Annotated in this window: 19 protein-coding genes; all 19 read left to right on the plus strand. The window is 45.1% G+C overall.

Features of this window, described 5'->3' with window-relative positions; genetic code table 11:
- The first annotated feature begins 54 nt into the window (after positions 1–54).
- The 19 genes from RIL182_RS08990 to RIL182_RS09080 all read left to right on the plus strand — a co-directional run bounded on the left by RIL182_RS08990 (position 55) and on the right by RIL182_RS09080 (position 23,162).
- Positions 55–1,539, plus strand: coding sequence for an alpha-L-fucosidase (locus RIL182_RS08990; RefSeq protein ID WP_006857676.1), 1,485 nt, complete (start codon positions 55–57; stop codon positions 1,537–1,539).
- A 98-nt stretch (positions 1,540–1,637) separates the two neighbouring features.
- The gene (locus tag RIL182_RS08995; RefSeq protein ID WP_242655581.1) at positions 1,638–3,359 is read left to right on the plus strand and encodes a sensor histidine kinase; all 1,722 of its coding nucleotides are present in this window, start codon (positions 1,638–1,640) and stop codon (positions 3,357–3,359) included.
- 82 nt (positions 3,360–3,441) lie between these two features.
- Positions 3,442–5,166 carry an extracellular solute-binding protein gene (locus RIL182_RS09000; protein WP_134523245.1) on the plus strand — a complete coding sequence of 575 codons (1,725 nt, stop codon included), beginning with the start codon at positions 3,442–3,444 and terminating at the stop codon, positions 5,164–5,166.
- 25 nt (positions 5,167–5,191) lie between these two features.
- The gene (locus RIL182_RS09005) at positions 5,192–6,766 is read left to right on the plus strand and encodes a cobyric acid synthase (protein ID WP_134523248.1); all 1,575 of its coding nucleotides are present in this window, start codon (positions 5,192–5,194) and stop codon (positions 6,764–6,766) included.
- 105 nt (positions 6,767–6,871) lie between these two features.
- Complete coding sequence (gene cobT / locus RIL182_RS09010) at positions 6,872–8,080, plus strand: nicotinate-nucleotide--dimethylbenzimidazole phosphoribosyltransferase (RefSeq protein ID WP_015520652.1); 1,209 nt, start codon at positions 6,872–6,874, stop codon at positions 8,078–8,080.
- Positions 8,077–8,718: a bifunctional adenosylcobinamide kinase/adenosylcobinamide-phosphate guanylyltransferase gene (locus RIL182_RS09015; protein WP_015520653.1), complete on the plus strand. Its 642-nt coding sequence runs from the start codon at positions 8,077–8,079 to the stop codon at positions 8,716–8,718. Before cobT ends, RIL182_RS09015 begins: the two co-directional genes overlap by 4 nt.
- Positions 8,715–9,482: an adenosylcobinamide-GDP ribazoletransferase gene (locus tag RIL182_RS09020; RefSeq protein ID WP_134523250.1), complete on the plus strand. Its 768-nt coding sequence runs from the start codon at positions 8,715–8,717 to the stop codon at positions 9,480–9,482. Before RIL182_RS09015 ends, RIL182_RS09020 begins: the two co-directional genes overlap by 4 nt.
- 30 nt (positions 9,483–9,512) lie before the next feature.
- Positions 9,513–9,893 (plus strand): bifunctional adenosylcobinamide kinase/adenosylcobinamide-phosphate guanylyltransferase, encoded by a 381-nt coding sequence (locus tag RIL182_RS09025; RefSeq protein WP_006857682.1) that lies wholly within the window; start codon positions 9,513–9,515, stop codon positions 9,891–9,893.
- Positions 9,894–9,895: 2 nt separating this feature from the next.
- Positions 9,896–10,507, plus strand: coding sequence for a histidine phosphatase family protein (locus RIL182_RS09030; protein WP_015520655.1), 612 nt, complete (start codon positions 9,896–9,898; stop codon positions 10,505–10,507).
- Between the two features lie 4 nt (positions 10,508–10,511).
- Positions 10,512–11,486: an adenosylcobinamide-phosphate synthase CbiB gene (gene cbiB, locus RIL182_RS09035; protein WP_015520656.1), complete on the plus strand. Its 975-nt coding sequence runs from the start codon at positions 10,512–10,514 to the stop codon at positions 11,484–11,486.
- A gap of 81 nt (positions 11,487–11,567) precedes the next feature.
- Positions 11,568–12,032: a pyridoxamine 5'-phosphate oxidase family protein gene (locus RIL182_RS09040; RefSeq protein ID WP_015520657.1), complete on the plus strand. Its 465-nt coding sequence runs from the start codon at positions 11,568–11,570 to the stop codon at positions 12,030–12,032.
- Between the two features lie 131 nt (positions 12,033–12,163).
- On the plus strand, positions 12,164–12,550 hold the full coding sequence (locus tag RIL182_RS09045; protein ID WP_006857684.1) for a hypothetical protein: 387 nt from the start codon (positions 12,164–12,166) through the stop codon (positions 12,548–12,550).
- 77 nt (positions 12,551–12,627) lie between these two features.
- Positions 12,628–13,122 carry an HD domain-containing protein gene (locus tag RIL182_RS09050; protein WP_015520659.1) on the plus strand — a complete coding sequence of 165 codons (495 nt, stop codon included), beginning with the start codon at positions 12,628–12,630 and terminating at the stop codon, positions 13,120–13,122.
- Positions 13,123–13,125: 3 nt separating this feature from the next.
- A complete protein-coding gene (locus RIL182_RS09055) occupies positions 13,126–14,298 on the plus strand; it encodes a glycosyltransferase (protein ID WP_006858736.1) in 1,173 nt (390 codons plus the stop codon).
- Positions 14,280–14,945, plus strand: coding sequence for an epoxyqueuosine reductase QueH (locus RIL182_RS09060; RefSeq protein WP_006858770.1), 666 nt, complete (start codon positions 14,280–14,282; stop codon positions 14,943–14,945). Before RIL182_RS09055 ends, RIL182_RS09060 begins: the two co-directional genes overlap by 19 nt.
- 93 nt (positions 14,946–15,038) lie before the next feature.
- A complete protein-coding gene (gene argH / locus RIL182_RS09065) occupies positions 15,039–16,424 on the plus strand; it encodes an argininosuccinate lyase (RefSeq protein ID WP_022112819.1) in 1,386 nt (461 codons plus the stop codon).
- Between the two features lie 181 nt (positions 16,425–16,605).
- Positions 16,606–17,697 carry an aspartate-semialdehyde dehydrogenase gene (gene asd, locus RIL182_RS09070; RefSeq protein WP_006858738.1) on the plus strand — a complete coding sequence of 364 codons (1,092 nt, stop codon included), beginning with the start codon at positions 16,606–16,608 and terminating at the stop codon, positions 17,695–17,697.
- Between the two features lie 123 nt (positions 17,698–17,820).
- Positions 17,821–19,185, plus strand: a complete 1,365-nt coding sequence (locus tag RIL182_RS09075) for an ATP-binding protein (protein ID WP_015560618.1) — start codon at positions 17,821–17,823, stop codon at positions 19,183–19,185.
- 23 nt (positions 19,186–19,208) lie between these two features.
- Positions 19,209–23,162, plus strand: coding sequence for a DNA topoisomerase III (locus RIL182_RS09080; RefSeq protein ID WP_006858739.1), 3,954 nt, complete (start codon positions 19,209–19,211; stop codon positions 23,160–23,162).
- Positions 23,163–23,213 lie beyond the last annotated feature (51 nt).

The raw sequence follows: 23,213 nt of genomic DNA on the forward strand, positions 1-23,213 counted from the left end.
ACAGCCTAAATTAGAGTTTCGCCCCATCTAGAGCAAGAAAAGAGGACATACACTATGTCGGAACAGCAGAAAGAACAACAACTTCTCGAAACCGTAGACCGCATCATCGCAGAAGGCCCGTACCAGCCAGCCTGGTCATCCCTGATGCAGGCGAAAACCCCTGACTGGTTTAAACAGAAAAGATTTGGCATCTTCATCCACTGGGGCGTCTACAGTGTTCCCGCCAACTCCAACGAATGGTACCCAAGAAACATGTACATCGAGGGAATGCCCGCATACGAACACCATATAAAAACCTACGGCAGCCAGAAAGACTTTGGATATAAAGACTTCATCCCGATGTTCCACGCCGAAAAATTTGACCCGGCAGAATGGGTGCGTTTATTCAAAGAAGCCGGTGCCGGTTATGTGTTTCCGGTTGCAGAACACCATGATGGATTTCAGATGTACAAAAGTGAACTGTCCCACTGGAATTCGGCAGAGACGGGGCCGAAACGGGACGTACTTGGTGAACTGAAAGCGGAGATTGAGAAACAGGGACTTACGTTCTGCACATCATCCCACCGTGCAGAACATTGGTTTTTCTTAGGACACGGAAAAGAATTTGACAGTGATATCAAAGAACCATTGCAAAAAGGAGATCTGTACTGGCCGTCCATGCCGGAACCGGATGCAGAAGATCTCTACGGAGAGCCGTATCCGACAGAAGAATTTTTAAATGACTGGTTAGCACGCACAGCGGAAATTATATTAAATTATAAACCATCCCTGCTGTATTTTGACTGGTGGGTGCAGCATCAGGCGTTCAAACCATATTTAAAGAAACTCGCTGCATTTTATTACAACTGCGGCGTGAAATGGGGCAAAGATGTTAAAATCTGTTATAAACATGATGCGATGATGTTTGGCAGTGGAATTGTGGAAGTGGAGCGCGGTGGGTTTGCGGAAGCAAAGCCCTATGATTGGCAGACCGATACGGCAGTTGCAAGAAATTCCTGGTGCTATACTGACACATTGGATTATAAAAGCAGCAATGAGATCATTTGTACACTCGTGGATGTAGTCAGCAAAAATGGTAATCTTCTGTTAAATATCGGTCCGAAGGCGGATGGAACGATCCCGGATGGTGACCGTGCTATTTTGGAAGATCTTGCAAAATGGATGAGAGTAAACAGTGAGGCCGTTATCGGTGCAAATGTCTGGCGAAAATCCATGGAAGGTCCGACGGCAGCGGCAGAAGGACAGTTTCAGGATCAGAAAGAACTGAAATTTACAAACAAAGATTACCGTTTTACGATTAATCATGGAAATATTTACGCAATTGCGTTACAATGTCCTAAAGATGGTGTTTTCTGTATCCGTTCACTGGCAGACAGCAGTGATCAGAATGTGCCGGAGTTTCATGGTATCATTGAGTCGGTGGATATTTTAGGATATGATGGCAGGCTGCAATGGTCTGTGGACGGGGAAGGACTTCATGTAACCGCACCTGGAATAGACAGTGAGTTTCCGGTTGTTGTGCGTGTGCGTCCGGAATAAACACCGCTCTGAGTGAAAAATGAACGAAAGGCGTAAAAAACATGAGTCTGTTTGCCCGGATAAAAACATTCATAGGCAATTTAAGACTGCGGGAGAGAATGCTCTTTATATACATTGCCGGAGGAATTCTGCCGATTCTGCTGTTGGATATTTATACTTATCAGAATACGAGATCGGTGTTGATCCAGAAAGCGAAGGAAAGCGAGATGGATGGGTTAAATATGATCGCGGATTCAATGAGCGAGAGTATGTCCGTCATCTCCGACATTTCCAAACAGATGTACTTTGATGAAAAGATTGAGCATATCGCATTTCATCAGTATGAAAACTATTCGGAGATTCTTGCAGATTACAGAGACTATGATACCATTTCTGATTATCTGAAATATTATTATCATGAAATTTCAAGTATCACGTTGTATCTGAATAATGATACAATTTCCAATAATGAATATTTTGTACATGTAGATCAGGAGATTGCAGAGAAGCCATGGTATCAGAATACGCTCGAACTGAATGGAAAACCGTACTGGTCTTATTCGTATGATTCGTTAAAACGCAAGGATTCACTCCGGATGTCGAGACTTTTATATACGAAGGATATGCAGCCGGTCGGTGTACTTGCAATTAACATGCAGTATAAGAGGACGGAGCTGCCTGTGCAGGATACTTATTTAGTGTATAATGACACGGTGGTTCTGCACCGCAATGAATATGAACGGGACACGGATGAAATGATTCTGCTGTTAAAGCAGATCAAAGATGATACTTATTCCGGCAAAATGCGTTTTCAGGGGGAAGATACCTGTCTGTTATCGACGGTGCGGGTAAAACCGGACTATTCGGATGATTATTATACCTTAGTCAGTGTATGTCCGTATGAAGAGATCGCAGGATCGGCAGCCCGCAGTGCGTTGGGAAGTCTTGTGCCACAGCTTGTCTGTGTGGTGTCTGGTCTTGGAATTATTCTGGTATTTTCCAATCAGTTCAGTACGAGGGTAAATACATTCCGTCTGCAGATGCATAAGGCTGCAACTGGAGATTTTGATATCACGGAGGATATCGGCGGGGAGGATGAGATCTCGGATCTCTACCGGGATCTGAAGGTAATGATCGATTCCATACAGGAACTGATGAATAACGTGATCAAAGAACGTGTGCAGAAAGAACAGGTCAATGCAAGGCAGAAAGAAGTGGAATTTAAAATGCTTGCAAGCCAGATCAATCCACATTTTCTGTATAACACGTTAGAGACGATCCGTATGCAGGCAAGAATTCATAATCAGCCGGATATCGAGGAACTGGCAAAAATGCTTGCAAAGATCATGCGGAGAAATATCCAGGTAAGTAATACCTTGCAGCCGTTAAAATCAGAACTGAAACTGGTTGAGTATTACCTGAAAATACAGGATTACCGTTTCCATGACAGGATCCATTACCGTATTGAAACGGAGGGGGACATTGAGCCGTTAAAGGTTATGCCGCTTTTGATCCAGCCTTTTGTGGAGAATGCTTTTGTGCATGGACTTGAAGCAAAGGAGAGCGGCGGTGAGATCGTGATCCGGGTTGAAGTGAGATCACATCTCTGGATCACCGTGACGGATAATGGATGCGGAATGTCCATGGAAAAATTAGATGAAGTACGGAGAGGTTTGAACGATTTTGAAAATCTGGACCGGACACATATTGGAATCTGCAATGTCAATCAGAGAATCAAGCTCCAGTATGGGGAGGATTATGGAGTGGAATTTGAGAGTAGGACAGGAGCGGGAACAAAAGTATGTATTAAACTTCCGGTGCTGACATCGGAAATCATGTGATAAAAAATGAACACAAATGAGTTCATATTAGAAGATTTGGATATAAAATAATGAGGAAATAATTTAAAGGGGCAGGATACATATGGGAAGGAGTTTTTTTTACAGGTATGCATGTAGTTTACTTGCGTACAATTCGCATGCAGGCAGGCGGATTGCATGTGGTATTATGACAGGAAGTCTGTTGATGGGTTTATATGGCTGCAGTGCTGCGGAAAATACGGTGGCTGTGGATACACAGCAGCAGGAAACCACACAGGAATCATTAGAACCGGTCACATTTACATTTTACAGTGCGGATGGATTGGAGGATACCTGGACGGATCCGGTTGCGCAGATGATTACAGAAAAGACAGGGGTCACATTGAAAATGGATTATCCTGCAGACAGTAATGACAACAGGATAGAACTTATGGTGGCAACCGGGGAATACCCGGATTTCGTGTTTGCCAAGGGTTCGGTATCAACGCTGATCCGCAACGATGCATTGATCGATATGTCGGATCTGATAGATGAGTATGGTCCGAATATTAAAAAGCTGTATGGAGATGAATATGAAAATCTGCGTTATTCCAGTGAGGATCCGTCCATTTATCAGCTGTGCAGTGACAAAGTGCAGGAAGAAACCTTAGAAACATCCGGAACTGCCCAGCTGCAGTGGGCAGTATTGCAGGAAAACCAGTATCGTGTACCATATACGTTGGAAGAATACACGCAGATGATCCGTGATTATATGGAAAAGTATCCAATGATCAACGGAAAGCCGGCCATTGGTATTTCGATCGTCTGTTCCGACTGGCACTGGTATACCATGTTATCGAACCCATCCGGGTATATGAATGGTTCCGCAGACAACGGGCAGTGGATCGTGGATGATGAAAAACAGGAAGTTTATTATAAACATGCAGCGGACGGGCAGAAAGAATATTATAAATGGCTGAATGAAATGTACAATGAGGGCATTTTAGATCCTGAATTTGCGACGCAGACGCATGAGGATTTTGTTTTAAAAGTTGCAGAGGGAAGAGTGCTTGGACTTTTGGATGAGGAATGGGATTATACAGGCGCTGAGATATCCCTGCGGGCAGATGGACAGGAGGAGCACACCTATGCGGGGCTTCCGGTCACAATTGATCGATCCGTGAAATGCCCTTCTTTAAAACAGCAGAATCTTGCGGTAGGCTGGGGGATTGGTATTACAAAAAGCTGTAAAGATCCGGTTCGGGCTGTCAGGTTTTTGGACTGGCTCTGCAGTGATGAGGCACAGATCCTGTTAAACTGGGGGATTGAGGGTGTCGATTATTATTATGATGAAAACGGAAAACGGTGCATTACGGAGGAGGATCTTGAAGCGTCCCGGAAAGACACCAATTATTCTGAGCGCACAGGTGTGGGATTTCGTGTTTATCCATATCCAAGTTATGGAAATCAGTCGGTTGATTCCACGGGCAATTCCTATAGTAAGAGCTCAAGGGAAATGGTAAAAGAAGGCTATGATGAGATGGAAAAAGAAGCACTGAAAGCATGGAATGTTGACATGCTGACCGATATTTTCCCACAGAAAGAAGAATTTTCAAAAGATGCATATTCCCCATTATGGGCGATGACACTGCCAGATGAACTGGAAAAAATGTTAGTTGCGTTAGATAATGTATCGTGGAAGGGACTCATTGAGTGTGTTGTCAGTCCAGCCGATGATTTTGATGCGAAATGGGATGAATTACAGCAGAATTTAAAGGATGCCGGATTAGAAAAAGCAGACCGGGAAATGACCGCATTGCTGCGGGATGAGATCAGCCGCAGAGAGTAAGAGCATAGGAAAGAGAAATAAGTTTATGGCAAAAAAAATCATGATTCAGGGAACAATGTCAAATGCAGGGAAAAGCCTGATCGTGGCAGGTCTGTGCCGCATTTTTAAACAGGATGGCTACCGTGTGGCACCGTTTAAATCACAAAATATGGCACTGAATTCTTATATTACCGGGGAAGGACTTGAGATGGGGCGCGCACAGGTCATGCAGGCAGAAGCGGCAGGTATCAGACCGCAGGTCTGTATGAATCCGATCCTTTTAAAGCCGACCAACGATACCGGTTCTCAGGTCATTGTAAACGGTGAAGTGCTTGAAAATATGAAAGCGAGGGATTATTTTGCGTATAAAAAGAAACTGATCCCGGATATTTTAAAGGCTTATCATACATTAGAACAACAGGCGGATATCATCGTGATCGAGGGCGCCGGGAGTCCGGCAGAGATCAACCTCAAAGAAAATGATATTGTCAATATGGGACTTGCGGAACTTTTAGATGCGCCGGTACTGCTTGTTGGTGATATCGACCGCGGTGGTGTGTTTGCACAGCTGATCGGCACGTTAGTCTTACTGGAAGAAAAAGAACGGGAGCGCATCAAAGGGCTTATCATCAATAAGTTTCGCGGCGATGTATCAATCTTAGACCCGGGCATAAAGATGTTAGAAGAAAAAGGTGGGATTCCGGTTACCGGGGTCGTGCCTTATATGCATTTAGTCCTTGAGGATGAGGACAGCCTGTCAGACCGGTTTGCAGAACATGAGGAGAAAGCGGTGGATATTGCGGTCATACGTTTCCCACGCATTTCCAATTTTACGGATTTTATGGTATTTGAATCGATCGAGGGCGTTTCTGTCCGCTATGTGGACACGCTGGAAAAACTGCATCACCCGGATATGATCATCCTGCCCGGCAGTAAAAATACGATGGGCGACTTAAAATGGATGCGCCAGAACGGGCTGGAGGCTGCCATCAAAAAGCATGCGCAAAATCGGGATGCCGTGATCTTTGGCATCTGCGGCGGATATCAGATGTTGGGAGAGTGCATCACAGATCCTTATGGTGTCGAGGAGGGCGGTATGCTGCGCGGTATGGAACTTTTGCCGATGGAGACAGAGATGGAACAGGAAAAGACGAGAACGCAGGTGGACGGGACATTTGAAGAACTGACCGGAGTGCTGTCTGTGCTGTCGGGTGTGAAGCTGACGGGGTATGAGATTCATATGGGAGCGAGCCGCAGGACGGATCATGCCGAGATTGATATGGATACGGTTATGATGGATTTAGGTCGGAGTGAGAAGCCCGAAATGCTTCAGGAAAAAAGATATGAATATCTGTGCCATATCACAGATCAGGCTGAAAATCAAAAAGCAGATGGAATCTGTGCAGGTAATGTTTATGGTACTTATGTTCATGGAGTATTTGATGCAGATGGCATTGCTGCAAAGATCGTTGAGGCACTTGCCACAAAGAAAGGAATTTCCATGGAGGCAGTGACTCAGCAGAATTATCAGGAATTTAAAGAGACACAGTATGATAAATTGGCGAAGACGCTGCGGGAGTATCTGGATATGGATGCGGTGTATAGGATGATGGGGATGTAAGGCTGCTTGTTACCGCACAACAGGCGAGAACAGCAGCGACTGGACGGACCGATTTGACGGAGTAAATTTGTTTATTGCTGAACACAGGAAACTGCCCTATAATAAATGATAACGGAAATAAAAAAGAAGTACGCAGGAGGCAGCGGGATGGGAAGATACCTGAATCAGGGAAATGAAAGCTTTGAAAAGAGTGTAAATTCTGAAATTTATATCGATAAAACAGGTTTGATTAAGTATACCAACCGTGTTCTGAATACGCTACAGGGGTATGTCTGTATCAGAAGACCGGATGAGAAAATCCGAAAAAAGGTACAGGAAAACTGGGATTCCTTAGCGAAACCATTAGATGGGCTGGGAATCTTTGAAAAGATATTTACACAGATCGGTGCAGTGACAGGGGACGAGAGGGTGCCGTTACAAAAGAAGGCAGTGATCGTGATGTGTGCGGATAACGGGATCGTTGAGGAGGGCATCAGCCAGTCCGGGCAGGAAGTCACATATCAGGTTGCAGAATCCATGGGAAAACGAAAAAGCTCTGTCTGCCTTATGGCTGCACAGGCGAATGCTAAAGTCATTCCAATCGACGTCGGGATCGCAGCGGAAGAAACACCGGAAGGCGTCTGGAATAAAAAGGTGAGCAGGGGTACAAAAAACTTTTTAAAACAGCCGGCGATGACGGAGGAGGAAGCATTGGCTGCGATCGAAGCTGGCATCGACAGTGTAAAAAAGTGCAAAGAGGATGGTGTGACACTGCTTGCAACCGGGGAGATGGGAATTGGAAACACGACGACAAGCAGCGCAGTGGCGGCGGCATTGTTAAACTGTGAGACGGCAGCGATTACCGGAAAAGGTGCAGGACTCAGTGACGCGGGATTATTACATAAGATTGCGGTGATCGATGAGGCGCGGAAAAAATATCAGTTTGACTCCAAAGATGTATTTCGTATTCTGTGTTCGGTCGGCGGACTGGATATTGCAGGACTGTGCGGTGTCTGCATCGGGGGCGCAGTTTACGGTGTCCCGGTTGTGCTGGACGGTGTGATCAGTGCAGTTGCAGCACTTGTGGCAGAACGTCTTGTTCCGGGCGTAAAGGATTTCCTGATCGCTTCCCACAAAAGCAGGGAACCGGCAGCGGCACTGATCTTACAGGAACTTGGTGTACATCCGGTCATTGATGGCAGTCTGGCGCTCGGTGAGGGAACCGGTGCCGTTCTGATGTTTGGACTGCTCGATACGGTACATGCAGTCTATGGTAACCGGACAACATTTTCAGATATTAGGGTGGAAGCATACAAGAGGTTTACAGACGTATGATGGTTGTAGTGACAGGCGCAAGCGGCAGTGGTAAGTCGGAATATGCAGAAGGTGTGGCGGTAAAGCTGGCGGGAAAAGGAGACTTATATTATCTTGCGACGATGCGTGTCTATGGAGAAGAGGGAGTACGCCGTGTGGAACGGCACAGAAAACTTCGCGCCGGGAAAGGATTTCAAACGGCTGAGTGTCCTGTCAAGGTGGATGAAGCGTTTGCACAGGTATGCATGTCAGAGTCTTTGGAACAGACATGTGACACATCACATGGAAGAGTATGTACGGCAGAATTTTTAGAACAGGGATGTGCCAGGCTGCATGGAAAAATACGGATGCCCGTGGCTTTATTGGAGTGCATGTCAAACCTTGTGGCGAATGAGATGTTCCCGGAGACTGTCGGTGATGAGATAAATGCAAACTGTGTAGAAAATATCGTCCGCCAGATCAGGCACTTGAAAGACCAGACCGGACATCTGGTGATCGTGACAAACCAGATCTTTGAGGACGGAATTATCTATGAACCGGAAACGATGGAATACATTAGAAATCTGGGTCAGATCAACCAACAGTTAGCAGAAATGGCGGATTCGGTGATTGAGGTTGTGGCAGGAATCCCGATTTTTATAAAGGGGGAGAAATTATGATGACAACATTAAGAGCACTGGTCATTGCATTTTCCATGTATTCCCAGATACCGATGCCGCAGTTTACCTGGCAGGATAAAGAAATGAAGTATGCATTCTGCTTTTTCCCGTGGGTTGGAGCGGCCATCGGCGGTATCACGATGTTCTGGTGGTGGTTCTGCGGAAAATTTTCGGTTGGAAATGTGGCATTTGCCATGATTGGCACAGCCATTCCACTTGCAGTTACCGGAGGATTTCATGTGGATGGATTTATGGATACGATGGATGCGTTCCATTCTTACCAGCCGAGAGAGAAAAAACTTGAGATATTGAAGGACTCGCATATAGGTGCTTTTTCTGTAATCTGTCTGGTGCTGTATGAACTGATTTATATCGGAGCATATTCAGAGATAGATGCAGTACGGCAGGCGGGGATCGTGGCAGCCGGATTTTTCTTATCACGCTGTCTTTCCGGTATTGCTGCGATGACTTTTCCGGGTGCAAAGAAAGAAGGACTTTTGTATATGTTCACGAGCAAAGCGCATGAGCGGGCCGTAAAGACCGCACTGTTTTTGCAGACAGCATCGGTGGCGGTGCTGATGCTGTATTTAGACGGAGTGACGGGAGTGGCAGTGTTAGTGGGCGCAGGTCTTACTTTTCTGTATTATTATAAGAAATGTAAAAAGGAACTTGGAGGTATTACCGGGGATACCGAAGGATATTTTGTGACAGTGTGTGAGTGTGTGATCGTTGTGGCAGCTGCGGTATGTGGAATTATACGATGATAAAGGAATAACAAAAAAAGAGGGTGTAAAATGAGACTGGTTTTAGGTGGAGTGGCACAGGGAAAACGCAATTATGTAAAAACAGCGTATCATATATCAGAGAACGACATTTTTTCGGGCGAAAACGCAGAACTTGAGCAGTTATGCGGTGCAAAAGCAGTAGATAAGTTCCATCTGTGGGTAAGAAGAAAAGTGAAAGAGCAGGCAGATGTGCCAAAACTCACAGAAACATTTATAAAGAAAAACCCGGATTGTATCGTGATCTGCAATGAAGTCGGATGCGGTGTGGTGCCGATGTTAAAAGAAGAAAGAGAGTACCGGGAGCAGGTCGGAAGGATGCAGGTCATTCTGGCAAAATCTTCGGAGAGTGTGGAGCGTGTGATATGCGGGATAGCACAGAAAATAAAATAACAATGGCATTTATCCGGCATGGAGAGACAGCGTCGAACCGCAGAAAAAGTTATCTTGGCTGGACAGATGAACCGCTTTCTGAGGACGGATGTGAAATGCTGTTGCGCAACAGGAAAAATTATCCTGCAGCAGACCTTATTTTTACGAGTCCCATGCTAAGGTGCAGACAGACAAAAGAGATTTTATATAAAGATCAGCCTTATCAGATCATAGAAAAATGGAAAGAAATGAACTTTGGCAGTTTTGAGGGAAAGACTTACTTTGATTTAAATGGAAATGAAGATTATCAGAGATGGATCAACAGTGGCGGCACACTGCCGTTTCCGGACGGAGAGAGCCGGGCAGAATTTATCACAAGGTGTAAAGCGGGACTGTTGGATTGCCTGATGGAATTAGAAAAACAGGTAACTGTACCGGAAAAGGTTGTCTGCATTGTACATGGCGGCATGATTATGGCACTTTTTGACAGTTATGGACAGGGTTCCTATTTTGACTATCAGTGCAGGTGCGGACAGGGATACGAATGTACGCTGTCCTATGCAGTAGACGCAAATGGGATGGTGAAAGAGACATCAATTTCCATGCGTGATGAAAAATTAATTTTTGGAGAGTAAAGACATGTATTATCATATGATAGCATTTCTGGCGGGATTTCTGCTGGATCTACTGATCGGGGATCCGCACTGGCTGTATCATCCGGTGCGCCTGATCGGAAATCTGATCGCAGCGTTGGATCATAGACTGCTTGATGTGACAGGCATAAGAAATGAAAAAAAAGAACGGCGCGCAGGTATTTTGCTAGTGACCGTTGTACTGCTTGCGACTGGAGCGGTGAGCGGTCTTTTGCTGTGGGGAGCTTATGCGATTGCGCCGGTGGCAGGCTGTATTTTAGAAAGTATCATGACCTATCAGATCCTTGCGACGAAATGCCTGAAAGTTGAGAGCATGAAAGTGTATGAACGTCTGCGGGCAGATGATCTTGCGGGCGCAAGAAATGCAGTGGCAATGATCGTCGGACGCGATACGCAAAATCTGGATGCGGCAGGGGTCGCGAAAGCGGCTGTGGAGACAGTAGCAGAAAATACGTCGGACGGTGTGATTGCTCCGATGATCTGTTTGGCGATCGGAGGTCCGGTGTTAGGGTTTTTATATAAGGCAGTCAACACGATGGACTCGATGGTGGGCTACAAGAATGAACGTTACCTGAATTTTGGAAGGACGGCAGCAAAACTCGATGATGTGGTGAATTATATCCCGGCGCGGATCAGTGCGGCGCTGATGATTGCAGCCGCCTATGGGCCGGGAAAACAGTTTTCCGGGAAAGATGCCCTGCGCATTTTTAAGCGTGACCGTTACAATCATGCAAGTCCGAACTCTGCCCAGACCGAGGCAGCCTGTGCGGGTGCCCTGCATCTTCGCCTGGCGGGGGATGCAAGCTATTTTGGAAAAATCGTAAAAAAGCCATTTATCGGGGATGATTTAAGACCGGTGGAAGCGGAGGATATCGTGCGGGTAAATGTGCTTTTGTACCGGAGTGCGGTGATCGGAGAAATCCTGTGTCTGCTGGCACTTTTGGTGGTAACATTATTCTGACAGTGAGGATGCCATTCAAAATGAAAAAATGGTTTATATGATTAAATGAAAGAAAGAGAGTCTATATCAATGTTTCGTAAAATGAGAAGATTTAAACAGGAATTGAGCAAGGAAGAATGTATGGAGATTTTGAAAAATGAACCGAGAGGCGTGCTTTCTGTATTAGGTGACGATGGTTATCCGTATGGTATGCCTGTCACTCATTGGTACAATGAAAAAAACGGGAAAATTTATTTTCACGGTGCAAAATCGGGACATAAAATAGATGCGATAAAAAATTGTGACAAGGTTTCTTTCTGCGTCTATGATAAAGGCTATCGGAAAGAAAATGACTGGGCGCTGAATATAAAGAGCGTTATTGTGTTCGGACGTGTCCGCTTTGTAGAAGATCAGGACACAATAAATCAGATATGCACGAATATGTGTGATAAATTTACTGACGATAAGGAATATGCGAAAGTGGAACTTTCAAAATGCGGGTCGAGTGTGTTGTGTCTGGAATTAAATCCGGAACATATAACGGGGAAACTGGTAAATGAGTCATAGAATACGGTAAAGTGAAAACTACTTGTTCTTTTTGTTATAAATTGATATAATGACCAAAGACAGCATGTCATAGGAAAATGGAATTATTTATCCGGATGACATTATAGCAGAAAGAGGAGAGGGATTAAGGTATGAGTGAACCTGAAAATTATGTAAAAAAAGAGGAGCCGCGCGTATCCATAAAACAGCGCAGGAAAAAAAGTATAGGAGGCACACTGGGAACACTGTTTGCGGAGAATCAGAGTATGCTGATGCTGTTTGCAGCTATTGCTGCAGCACTTGCGGTGATTCTGACAGGAATCATTGCACTGCATATGCCGGTCGTTCCAGTCTGCCTGATCGTATTATTAGAGACTGGAATTGCCTGCTGCCTGCATGATGTGCCGATCTGGCTGCATGCGATCGCTGTGATCGTTCAGATCATAGCCGGGGTTCTCACCGGAGCCACTGTTTTTATGGTGCTGTGTGTGGTAGAATATTTGGTCGGGATTTTATGCCTGCGTTATGTGAGAGATTAAGGGATGAGTATGGAAACGGACTTTTGCTATGGGGAGATTTTTAGCAGGAGTCCGTTTGTATTTACAGGAGGAAAAAGATGAATTTAAATCAGTTATTTTGTGAAATGATACAGTATTACAGGAATGATCCCAAAAGAATCCAGCATTTTACAAAGGTACACAGCTATGCAAAGCTGATCGGGGAACTTTCCGGCATGCAGGGGGAAGAACTGCTGACACTCGAGGTGGCTGCTTATGTACATGATATCGGGATCAAAGTGGCGGAGGAAAAGTATGGAAGCAGTAACGGCAGGCTTCAGGAGCAGGAAGGGCCGGCAGTGGCAGAGGATATGCTTGGCAGAATGCATTTTGACGAAAAAATCATCCGGAGAGTGTCCTATCTGGTCGGACATCACCACACTTATGACCAGATTGACGGTCTGGATTACCAGATACTGGTGGAGGCAGATTTTCTGGTCAATCTCTATGAGGATGGCGTGACAAAAGAGGCTGTGATGCATGCATACAACAAAATTTTCCGCACGGAACATGGAAAACGCATCTGTGCAGAAATGTTTGGAATCGAGGAATGACCGATGGAATCGCAGGAAAAGATTTTAGTATTCTGTTCCAGAGAGATCTGCTATTTGTCCGGAAATTTTTTTGCACATCAGCTTGCGGCGGCATTTGATGATCTGGGATATGAGACTACTGTTTGTGAATTTACATCCCAGGATGATCTTGATGCCGTGCTTTCTCCGTTTTTTGGGAAAAAATATCGTGCAGTATTTGATTTTAATTCCTTGCTGCCACGGCTTGCGATGGATGACGGAACACCGGTGATCGACCTGTTCGACGGGCCGTTTTATGATTATATCGTGGATCATCCGTTGTTTCATTATAATTGTCTGATGACGCGGGCAAAAAACTTTCATGCGATTGTTCTTGACGAGGGGCAGGCAGATTATGTGAAAAAATATCATCCGCAGGTAAAGAGCGTACATATGCTTCCGCTTGGCGCAACCATCGCTTTATTTGACGGCGAAAAAAATCCCGCAGACCATATCCTTTTTATGGGGACTTATGATGCGCCGGAAAAAGTATATGATATCGTAAAGGCGGCACCGGAGCCATTTTGCGGGATGATGAAGCGGATCATAGAAATGCGGATTGCGGTGCCGGAACTTCCAATGGAAGAAGCATTTGCGGCATGTTTAAAAGAAGATGACATGGAGCTTGACGAAGCGCAGTTTGCACTTTTTATGAATACGATGTATGCGTCGGATGCTTATATCAGGGATTATTTCCGGAAAGCGGCACTCGATGAACTCTTGAAAAAGAAAATACCGGTTCAGTTAGTCGGCGAGGGATGGGAAAAATACCAGACACCGTATGAGAGATACCGGACGATCGAGAAGCCGGTCACCTTTGATCTTTCCTTTGAAAAGATTGCAAGAGAACAGATCATGCTTGATGTTTCGCCGATCTTTAACCGGGGCGTCCATGACCGGGCAATCGCAGGGATGGCGAACCGTACCGTGGTGCTGACAGATTCGAATCCGTACCGGTGTGCGCATTTTAAAAACCGCAAGGATATGATGTTTTATTCGCTGGCAAAAATAGATTCGCTTTCCGAGGCTGCCGGGGAACTGATGGAAAATGAAAAACTCCGTTCAGAAATCCGGGAAAATGCATATCAGACCTTTTGTGCCGGACATACCTGGAGGGCGCGTGCAAAAGAAATATTGTCATGGGAGGCAGAAGATTGAAGCAGAATTATCAGAAAATGTTAGAGGAAACCATTGAAAAAAATCAGCGCGAAGAGCGAGTGCCTTCCCTGCTGCTGCATAGCTGCTGTGCGCCGTGCAGCTCTTATTGTCTGGAGTATCTGTCCCAGTATTTTAAAATTACGGTTTTTTATTATAATCCGAATATTTATCCGGAGGAAGAATATACAAAGCGTGTGGCGGAACAGCAGCATTTTATTGAGCGGCTTCCGGCAAAATATCCGATCTCTTTTGTGGAGGGAACCTATGACAAAGAGTACTTTTATGAGATGGCGCGCGGTTTAGAGGATGTGAAAGAGGGCGGGGAACGCTGCTTCCGCTGTTATGAGCTGCGCCTTAGGGAATCGGCAGAGCTTGCAAAGGAACTTCACATGGATTATTTTACGACGACATTATCTATCAGCCCGCTCAAAAATGCGGAAAAATTAAATGAGATCGGAGACCGTCTGTCGGAAGAATACGGGATCGCATATTTGAATTCTGATTTTAAAAAGAAGAATGGCTATAAGCGTTCCGTGGAACTATCGGAGGAGTATGGCATGTACCGCCAGTATTACTGTGGCTGTGTTTTCTCAAAGCGGGAGCGGGATGCACAGATCGCGGCAAAAGCGGCAGCTGGGAATGCATAAATTCCTGTATAAAAATACAACAGGGACTTGCGGCGAAAAGACACTTCATGTAGAATGGAAGATAATTTATGTAAGGAAAGTGAGGATTTAGATATGGCACAGTTATGGGGAGGACGCTTTACAAAGGCAACAGATCAGCTTGTATATAATTTCAATGCGTCTATCACATTTGACCAGAAGTTTTATAAACAGGACATTGAGGGCAGCATTGCACATGTCAAAATGCTTGGAAAACAGGGCATTTTAACGGAGCAGGAGATGAACGACATCATCACAACACTGCAGGAGATCAAGGAGGATGTGGAGAGCGGAAAATTAGAGATCACATCGGAATATGAGGATATTCACAGTTTTGTGGAGGCAAATCTGATCGACCGTCTTGGAGATACTGGTAAAAAACTGCATACCGGACGCAGCCGTAACGACCAGGTAGCACTTGATATGCGTCTTTATACCAGGGACGAGGTGCTCGCGGTGGACGGACTGCTAAAAGAACTTCTGACTACAATCTTACATATTATGGAAGAAAATACAGAGACGATCATGCCGGGCTTTACCCATCTGCAGAAAGCACAGCCGATCACATTAGCACATCATATGGGTGCTTACTTTGAGATGTTTAAGCGTGACCGTCTGCGTCTGCATGATATTTATGAGCGCATGAATTACTGTCCGCTCGGTTCTGGTGCACTTGCTGGCACGACCTATCCGTTGGATCGTGAATATACTGCAGAGCTGCTCGGTTTTTACGGACCGACCTTAAACAGTATGGACGGTGTGTCGGACCGTGATTATCTGATCGAGTTCTTATCTGCATGTGCGACGATCATGATGCACCTTTCACGTTTTTCCGAGGAAGTCATTATCTGGAACTCCAATGAATACCAGTTTGTGGAAATCGATGATGCATACAGCACAGGAAGCAGTATCATGCCGCAGAAGAAAAACCCGGATATCGCAGAGTTAGTGCGCGGTAAAACAGGACGTGTCTACGGTGCATTGATGTCACTGCTCACAACCATGAAGGGAATCCCGCTTGCATACAATAAAGATATGCAGGAGGACAAAGAGCTTTCTTTTGATGCAATGGATACGGTAAAAGGCTGTGTCGCTTTGTTCAACGGCATGCTTGCCACCATGCGCTTTAACAAAGACAGAATGCGCCAGTCCGCAAATCATGGATTTACGAATGCCACAGATGCGGCTGATTACCTGGTAAACCACGGTGTTCCATTCCGTGATGCACATGGAATCGTCGGACGTATCGTGCTTTACTGCCTCGATAAAAAGATCCCGATCGATGATATGAGTTTAGAGGAATTAAAAGCGATCAGTCCGGTATTCGAGGAGGATATTTATGATGCGATCTCTATGGAAACATGCGTCAATAAACGTCTGACAGTCGGTGCTCCGGGCAAAGAGGCAATGGAGAAAGTCATTGAAAAAGAGCGTGAATATCTGAGTAAGGAATGGATGTAATACTTTTACACACTGACGTGATATTGTGACAAATGCACAAGTTTTCGCCAAAAATACAGGAAACTTTGACAAAATAAGCATTGCTTTTTTCCGGGAAATAGCATAATATATTTACTATGAAAGACACATGTTTGCGACAGACGGACAAACAAAGAATAAGGGACGAGGAGATTAGAGCAAAATGAGCGAAAAGTTAAAAGTTGGTATTCTTGGCGGAACAGGTATGGTAGGACAGAGATTTATCTCTCTTTTAGAGAATCACCCATGGTTTGAGGTGACAACCATTGCAGCAAGTCCTAGAAGTGCCGGAAAGACCTATGAGCAGGCGGTTGGTGACCGTTGGAAAATGGATACTCCAATGCCGGAGGCAGTGAAAAACATCGTTGTCATGAATGTCAATGAGGTAGAGAAAGTAGCAGCAGAAGTCGATTTCGTATTCTCCGCAGTAGATATGACCAAAGAAGAGATCAAAAAGATCGAGGAAGATTATGCTAAGACAGAGACACCTGTTGTTTCCAATAACAGCGCACACCGCTGGACACCGGATGTTCCTATGGTAGTGCCGGAAGTAAACCCGGAACATATGGAAGTTATCAAATACCAGAAAGAGCGTCTTGGTACCAAACGCGGTTTCGTTGCCGTAAAACCAAACTGCTCCATCCAGAGCTATGCACCGGTACTTACTGCATGGAAAGAGTTTGAACCGTATGAAGTAGTTGCCACAACCTATCAGGCAATTTCCGGAGCTGGTAAGACATTTAAAGACTGGCCTGAGATGGTAGGAAACATCATTCCTTACATCGGTGGAGAGGAAGAAAAATCTGAGAAAGAGCCGCTTCGTATCTGGGGTCATGTGGATGCAGAGAAAAAAGCGATCGTTCCTGCAGAATCACCGGTGATCACCTGCCAGTGTATCCGTGTTCCGGTATTAAACGGACATACAGCAGCAGTATTTGTAAAATTTAAGAAAAACCCGACCAAAGAGCAGCTGATCGAGGCATTGAAAAACTTCAGCGGTGTTCCGCAGGAGTTAGGACTTCCAAGTGCACCAAAGCAGTTCATCCAGTACTTAGAGGAAGACAACAGACCACAGGTTTCCTTAGATGTTAACTATGAGAATGGAATGGGTATCTCTGTCGGCAGATTAAGAGAGGATACCGTATACGACTGGAAGTTTGTCGGACTTTCCCACAATACAGTCCGCGGTGCAGCAGGCGGTGCAGTACTTTGCGCAGAATTGTTGAAAGCACAGGGATATATCACAAAGAAATAATAAAAATAGGAAATAACAAAAAGCGCCATCGGATCAGGACGTCCGGTGGCGTTTTATATTGCCTAAAAAGTTAAAAAATGATATAATTTCTCCTATGTGAAATACAAACGGGAGGGCGGAAACATGGTTGTAAAAACGGCTGTTTTAAAGGAATTAGAAACACTGTATGCAAAGTCCGGCAATCAGTTATGCGTTTTATATGGCAGGCCGGATCTGGAAAAAGAATTGTTATTGAAGACTTTCCTGCAGAACAAAAAAGCCTTTTATTATCGTGCACGGTATGCGTCACCGGAGTCTCAAAAACAGATGATGGCGGAAGCGTTAGAGGAAAAACTGCAGGTCAGGCTGCAAAAATATGATTATGAGGAATATTTTAACCGGATCAAAAGCGGTGGACCGGAAAAGCTTATCTTAGTGATCGATGAGTTTTCTTATATTGCCAAAAAAGATACGGATTTTATTAATGCTGTTTTAAAATTAAAGGCAAAAAAATTGTATCCGGGGCCGGTCATGATCCTGCTGTGCAGCTCTGTTGTATCGTGGGTTGAGAAGGAAATGGAAAATTGTATCGGCACAGATGCAGTGAAAAAGATCGATCAGACGATCAAGCTTTCCAATCTGAATTTTCTGGAAGTTGTGCGTGTACTTCCGGATTATCCGGTCAGCGAATGTATCCGGGTTTACGGCGTGATCGGCGGGGTTACCGGTTATATCAATCACTGGAACCCGAAGGTAGATTTAAAGACCAACATCTGCAGGCAGATTTTATCAAGAAACGGCTATATGTATAATAAGGCAGAAAATATTATCGGTGCAAGCCTGCGGGAATTGTCCGTGTATGATACAATCTTAGCTTGTATTGCGGGCGGGTGTGACAAATTAAACGACCTGTACTTAAAGACAGGATTTTCGCGTGCAAAGATCAGCGTCTATATGAAAAATCTTGCCGCTTCCGACATTATCGAAAAGGCAGTATCGTTTGAGACCGGCGGATGGGAGAATGCCAAAAAGGGAGTTTACCGGATCCGGGATAACTATGTCAATTTCTGGTTCCGCTTTATTTATCCGCATTTGTCAGCTCTCTACATGATGTCTGCGGAAGAGTTTTATGATACTTACATCGAACCGGGATTAAATACCTACTTAAACCGTTACTTTGTGGGTGTCTGCATGGAATATCTGTGGCTTTTAAATCTTACAGGAAAATTGCCGCTTCATATTAAAAAAATGGGAACATGGATCGGCAAGACAGGAAATATTGATATCATTGCCCAGAATGAAGTGCGGGAAAATCTGGTCGGTTTGTGCAACTGGGAAAAACCGCAGGTCACAATGGAGATGTGTGAAGAATTGTTTGCAAATATGAAAAAAGCAAAGATCAGTGCGAATTATTATTTCCTGTTTTCTGCGAGCACATTTGAACAGGCAGTTGTTGAAATGGCAGAACAGGATAAGCGTTTTGTTCTGATCGATATGAGTGAATTATAAAACAGAAACGGAGAAATACTTTAGTGGCAAAGTCTTTGATAATAACGGAGAAACCAAGTGTAGCGCAGGAATTTGCAAGGATTCTCGGCGTGAGCGGACGAAATGACGGATATATTGAAAATGACAAATATGTCATTACATGGTGTGTCGGCCATTTGGTGGAGATGGTCTATCCGGAAGAATACGATGAAAAATACAAAAGATGGAGGTTGGAAGATTTACCGTTTCTGCCGGAAGAATATAAATACAATGTAATACCAGATGTCAGCAAACAGTATGATACGGTGCATCGGATGCTTTTCAGAGAGGACATAGAAACTGTCTACTGGGCAGGCGATGCCGGAAAAGAAGGACAGACGATTGAGGAAAATATCAGACGCTTTGGCGGGGTCAGACCGGGGATGAAAGAACTCCGTGTCTGGATTGACTCGCAGACGGAAGAGGAGATTCTGCGCGGAATCCGTGAGGCAAAGCCAATGGCAGAGTATGATAATCTGGCAAAATCCGGTATTATGCGCACAATTGAAGATTATGCAATGGGAATCAATTTCTCCAGGGCGATGTCGGTAAAGTACGGGAAACTATTGAATGATGCTGCGGCGACTAAAAGTTATACGGCGATCGCGGTGGGACGAGTCATGACCTGTGTACTTGGAATGGTCGTGATCCGTGAGCGGGAGATCCGCAACTTTGCGGAGACGCCGTTTTACCGTGTGGTGGGAGGATTCCTGCCGGAAGGCGCGGAAACGGAGGAGACAGTAACCGCAGAGTGGAAGGCGGTAAATGGTTCTAAATATTTTGAATCGCCCCTTTTGTATAAGGAAAATGGTTTTAAAAAGCGCGAAAGCGCGGAAAATCTGATCGGTGAACTTGACGGAAAACAGGCGGTCGTAAAATCCTTAGAGCGCGGCACATCCAGAAAGAAAGCACCGTTATTATTTAACCTTGCAGAGTTACAGGCAGAGTGTTCGAAACGATATAAGATCAGCCCGGATGAGACGTTACAGGTGGCACAGGACTTATATGAGAAAAAACTGACGACTTATCCGAGAACGGATGCGAGAGTGCTCTCGACGGCAGTTGCAAAGGAGATCGGGAAGAACTTAAATCGTTTAAAAACCTATGAGCCGACGAAAACTTATACGGAGCGTATTTTAAAAGAGGGTACTTACCGGAATATTGCACGTACACAGTATACTGACGATTCAAAGATCACCGATCACTATGCGATTATTCCGACCGGACAGCTCACAGAACTTGGTTCGTTAAGCGATTTACAGAGAAGAGTGTATGACCTGGTCGTGCGCCGCTTCTTAAGTATCTTTTATCCGGCGGCTGAGTATGAAACGATCAAACTGGTGGTACAGGTGGGGGCAGAACAGCTTTTTGCATCTGCAAAGGTGTTAAAAAATCCGGGATTTCTTGAAATCATGGGAAGACCGGGAAATGATGAAAATAAGGAAGAAGAAAGTGCGGGACTCTTAAAACTGGCAGGGCAGTTAAAGACCGGTGATCCCCTGAAGGTGGACGGTTATGAGATCAAAGAGGGAAAGACCGCACCGCCGAAACGCTATACCTCCGGTTCGATGGTGCTTGCGATGGAAAATGCCGGACAGCTTATTGAGGAGGAAGAATTAAGGGAACAGATCAAAGGCTCCGGAATCGGAACTTCTGCGACGAGAGCTGAGATCATCCGCAAACTGGTGCGTATCGGGTATCTGAATCTGAACCAAAAGACGCAGGTGCTAAGCCCGGAAGCGATCGGAGAGATGGTGTTTGAGGTGGTGAGCATGACCGTGCCGGCACTCTTAAATCCGAAGATGACGGCTTCCTGGGAAAAGGGACTCGACGGTATCACGCGTGGAACAGTCATCATGGAAGATTATCGCAGTAAACTGGAAGATTTTATCCGCAAAGAAACGGTTTCCATGATCGAACATGACCTGACCGGCAATCTTGCGGCGAGGATTCATCCGTTTGTCGGAAAAGGCGGAAGAGGGCTTGCCGCAAAGAAAAAAATAGAGGCAGTCTGCCCGGTCTGTGGCGGGGAGATGGAGACGACACCGTTCGGCTATGGATGCAGCAATTATAAAAAGGACGGAAGCGGCTGTAAATTTTCCATCGGAACCATTGCGGGCAGAGATTTAGCGGAAGAGGAAGTGGTCGAACTTCTGACGAAAGGACATACGGAAGTGCTCTCCGGTTTTATCTCAAAGTCCAGAAAACGCTTTTCTGCTGCACTGGTACTTGAAAAAGATGAGAATGGAAAAGCATCAGTCAATTTTGACTTTTCCAAAAATGAACCTGAAATATTAGAAGGGGTGAAATGTCCGGTCTGCGGTTCTGATATGGAAATCACTTCTTTTGGTTACAGTTGTGTGAAACACCGTGAAGATCCGGAAAGCTGTTATTTCTACATTGGAAAAATCGCGGGAAAATCCCTTAGTGTGGATGACCTGACTGATCTGCTGCAAAAAGGAGAGACGGAGGTCTTAAAAGGGTTTACCGCAAAAAATAAAAAGAAGTTTTCGGCGGCATTGCTTTTGAAAACAGGAGAGGATGGCAGAAAAACAGTCGAATTTGATTTTTCAAAGAATGAGGCAGAGATATTAGAAGATGTAGTCTGCCCGATGTGCGGCGGACAGATCCAGAAAACATCATTTGGTTATGGCTGTATGAATTACGACCAGCAAAATCCGCAGAGCTGCCGCTTTGCCATCGGTACACTTGCCGGACGTGATCTGACAGAGTCACAGGTGAAATCACTTTTAACCGACGGCAGAACGGAGACGATCCGCGGTTTTAAGTCAAAGACGGGCAAAAAATTTGATGCCTGCGTGGCATTAGAAACCGATGAAACCGGTCGGAAATATTTAAAGTTTGACTTTGATCATGCGGAGGCAAAAAAGATAAAAGATGTTTCCTGTCCGCTCTGCGGCGGTGACATTGTGCAGACACCGTTCGGGTATGGCTGTGCAAATTATAAAAAAGATGATCCGGAAAGCTGCCGTTTTTCCATTGGAAAGATGGGAGAAAAAACGTTAAATGAGGCACAGGTAAAACAGCTTCTGACAGAGGGGCGGACGGCGACGATCCGCGGATTTAAGTCAAAGACAGGAAAGAAGTTTGATGCAAGGATTGCTTTAAAAAAAGACGAATCCGGCAAGGTAATCGGACTAAAATACGATTTCTCGGATGTGGAAGCCCCCAAATTAAAAGATGTGAAATGCCCGGTCTGCGGCGGTGATATGGTGAAAACGCCGTTCGGCTATGGCTGCGCAAATTATAAAAAAGATGATCCGGAAAGCTGTCGTTTTTCGGTTGGACAGATCGCAGGAGTAAAATTAAAAGAAGCACAGGTCAAAGAACTTTTAACCAATGGAAAGACCGGTGTGATCGAAGGATTTATCGCAAAGACCGGAATGAAATTTGATGCTCCGTTAAAACTGACCAAAGAGGGGCAGATCACCTTTGATTTTCCGGAGAAACCAAAACCTGTCGAGACAACAGTAAAATGTCCGAGGTGTGGGGAACTCTTAAAGAAAAGCCAATGGTACTATGAGTGTGACTGCGGTTTTAAGGTAGGGCATACGGTTGCGAAAGTGCCGCTTTCGGAAGCAATCATAAAAGAACTGTTGGAAACCGGAAAGACAAAGGAAAAAGTGACTGGATTTAACTCGAAAGCAGGGAATGTGTTTGATTCCTGCCTAAAATATGAGGATGAGCGGATCAGTTTTGATTTTGACAATCCGGGAAGCCTGTCTCTACAAAAACAGGAGTCAGAGAAACAATCAGAAGTGCAGATGGCTGTGCAGGAAAATGAGACTGAAAAACAGCAGCCACAGCAGGCAGAACAGACACCGGATGGTGCGGATGATTTCTATGCCACTATGGCGGATGAGGCTGCAGCATTTCAGGAACAGGAAGAAGCAGAATGGATCGCTGGAAGTAATTTTTTAGATGAATTTATGCCATAAGAAATCTCCGGCAGACAGAAATTCTTGTCTGTCCGGAAATTTTTTTGCAGT

The sequence above is a fragment of the Roseburia intestinalis L1-82 genome (assembly GCF_900537995.1).
Classification (GTDB): Bacteria; Bacillota; Clostridia; order Lachnospirales; family Lachnospiraceae; genus Roseburia; species Roseburia intestinalis.

What these genes read in the sequence shown, in the direction of transcription:
- RIL182_RS09000 (WP_134523245.1), top strand. Translation starts at nt 3,442, where the DNA reads ATGGGAAGGAGTTTTTTTTACAGGTATGCATGTAGTTTACTTGCGTAC.
- RIL182_RS08995 (WP_242655581.1), top strand. Translation starts at nt 1,638, where the DNA reads ATGCTCTTTATATACATTGCCGGAGGAATTCTGCCGATTCTGCTGTTG.
- RIL182_RS09040 (WP_015520657.1), top strand. Translation starts at nt 11,568, where the DNA reads ATGAGAAGATTTAAACAGGAATTGAGCAAGGAAGAATGTATGGAGATT.
- asd (WP_006858738.1), top strand. Translation starts at nt 16,606, where the DNA reads ATGAGCGAAAAGTTAAAAGTTGGTATTCTTGGCGGAACAGGTATGGTA.
- RIL182_RS09020 (WP_134523250.1), top strand. Translation starts at nt 8,715, where the DNA reads ATGATGACAACATTAAGAGCACTGGTCATTGCATTTTCCATGTATTCC.
- argH (WP_022112819.1), top strand. Translation starts at nt 15,039, where the DNA reads ATGGCACAGTTATGGGGAGGACGCTTTACAAAGGCAACAGATCAGCTT.
- RIL182_RS09060 (WP_006858770.1), top strand. Translation starts at nt 14,280, where the DNA reads ATGGGAGGCAGAAGATTGAAGCAGAATTATCAGAAAATGTTAGAGGAA.
- RIL182_RS08990 (WP_006857676.1), top strand. Translation starts at nt 55, where the DNA reads ATGTCGGAACAGCAGAAAGAACAACAACTTCTCGAAACCGTAGACCGC.
- RIL182_RS09055 (WP_006858736.1), top strand. Translation starts at nt 13,126, where the DNA reads ATGGAATCGCAGGAAAAGATTTTAGTATTCTGTTCCAGAGAGATCTGC.
- RIL182_RS09015 (WP_015520653.1), top strand. Translation starts at nt 8,077, where the DNA reads ATGATGGTTGTAGTGACAGGCGCAAGCGGCAGTGGTAAGTCGGAATAT.
- cobT (WP_015520652.1), top strand. Translation starts at nt 6,872, where the DNA reads ATGATAACGGAAATAAAAAAGAAGTACGCAGGAGGCAGCGGGATGGGA.
- RIL182_RS09075 (WP_015560618.1), top strand. Translation starts at nt 17,821, where the DNA reads ATGGTTGTAAAAACGGCTGTTTTAAAGGAATTAGAAACACTGTATGCA.
- RIL182_RS09050 (WP_015520659.1), top strand. Translation starts at nt 12,628, where the DNA reads ATGAATTTAAATCAGTTATTTTGTGAAATGATACAGTATTACAGGAAT.
- RIL182_RS09045 (WP_006857684.1), top strand. Translation starts at nt 12,164, where the DNA reads ATGAGTGAACCTGAAAATTATGTAAAAAAAGAGGAGCCGCGCGTATCC.
- cbiB (WP_015520656.1), top strand. Translation starts at nt 10,512, where the DNA reads ATGTATTATCATATGATAGCATTTCTGGCGGGATTTCTGCTGGATCTA.
- RIL182_RS09025 (WP_006857682.1), top strand. Translation starts at nt 9,513, where the DNA reads ATGAGACTGGTTTTAGGTGGAGTGGCACAGGGAAAACGCAATTATGTA.
- RIL182_RS09030 (WP_015520655.1), top strand. Translation starts at nt 9,896, where the DNA reads ATGGCATTTATCCGGCATGGAGAGACAGCGTCGAACCGCAGAAAAAGT.
- RIL182_RS09005 (WP_134523248.1), top strand. Translation starts at nt 5,192, where the DNA reads ATGGCAAAAAAAATCATGATTCAGGGAACAATGTCAAATGCAGGGAAA.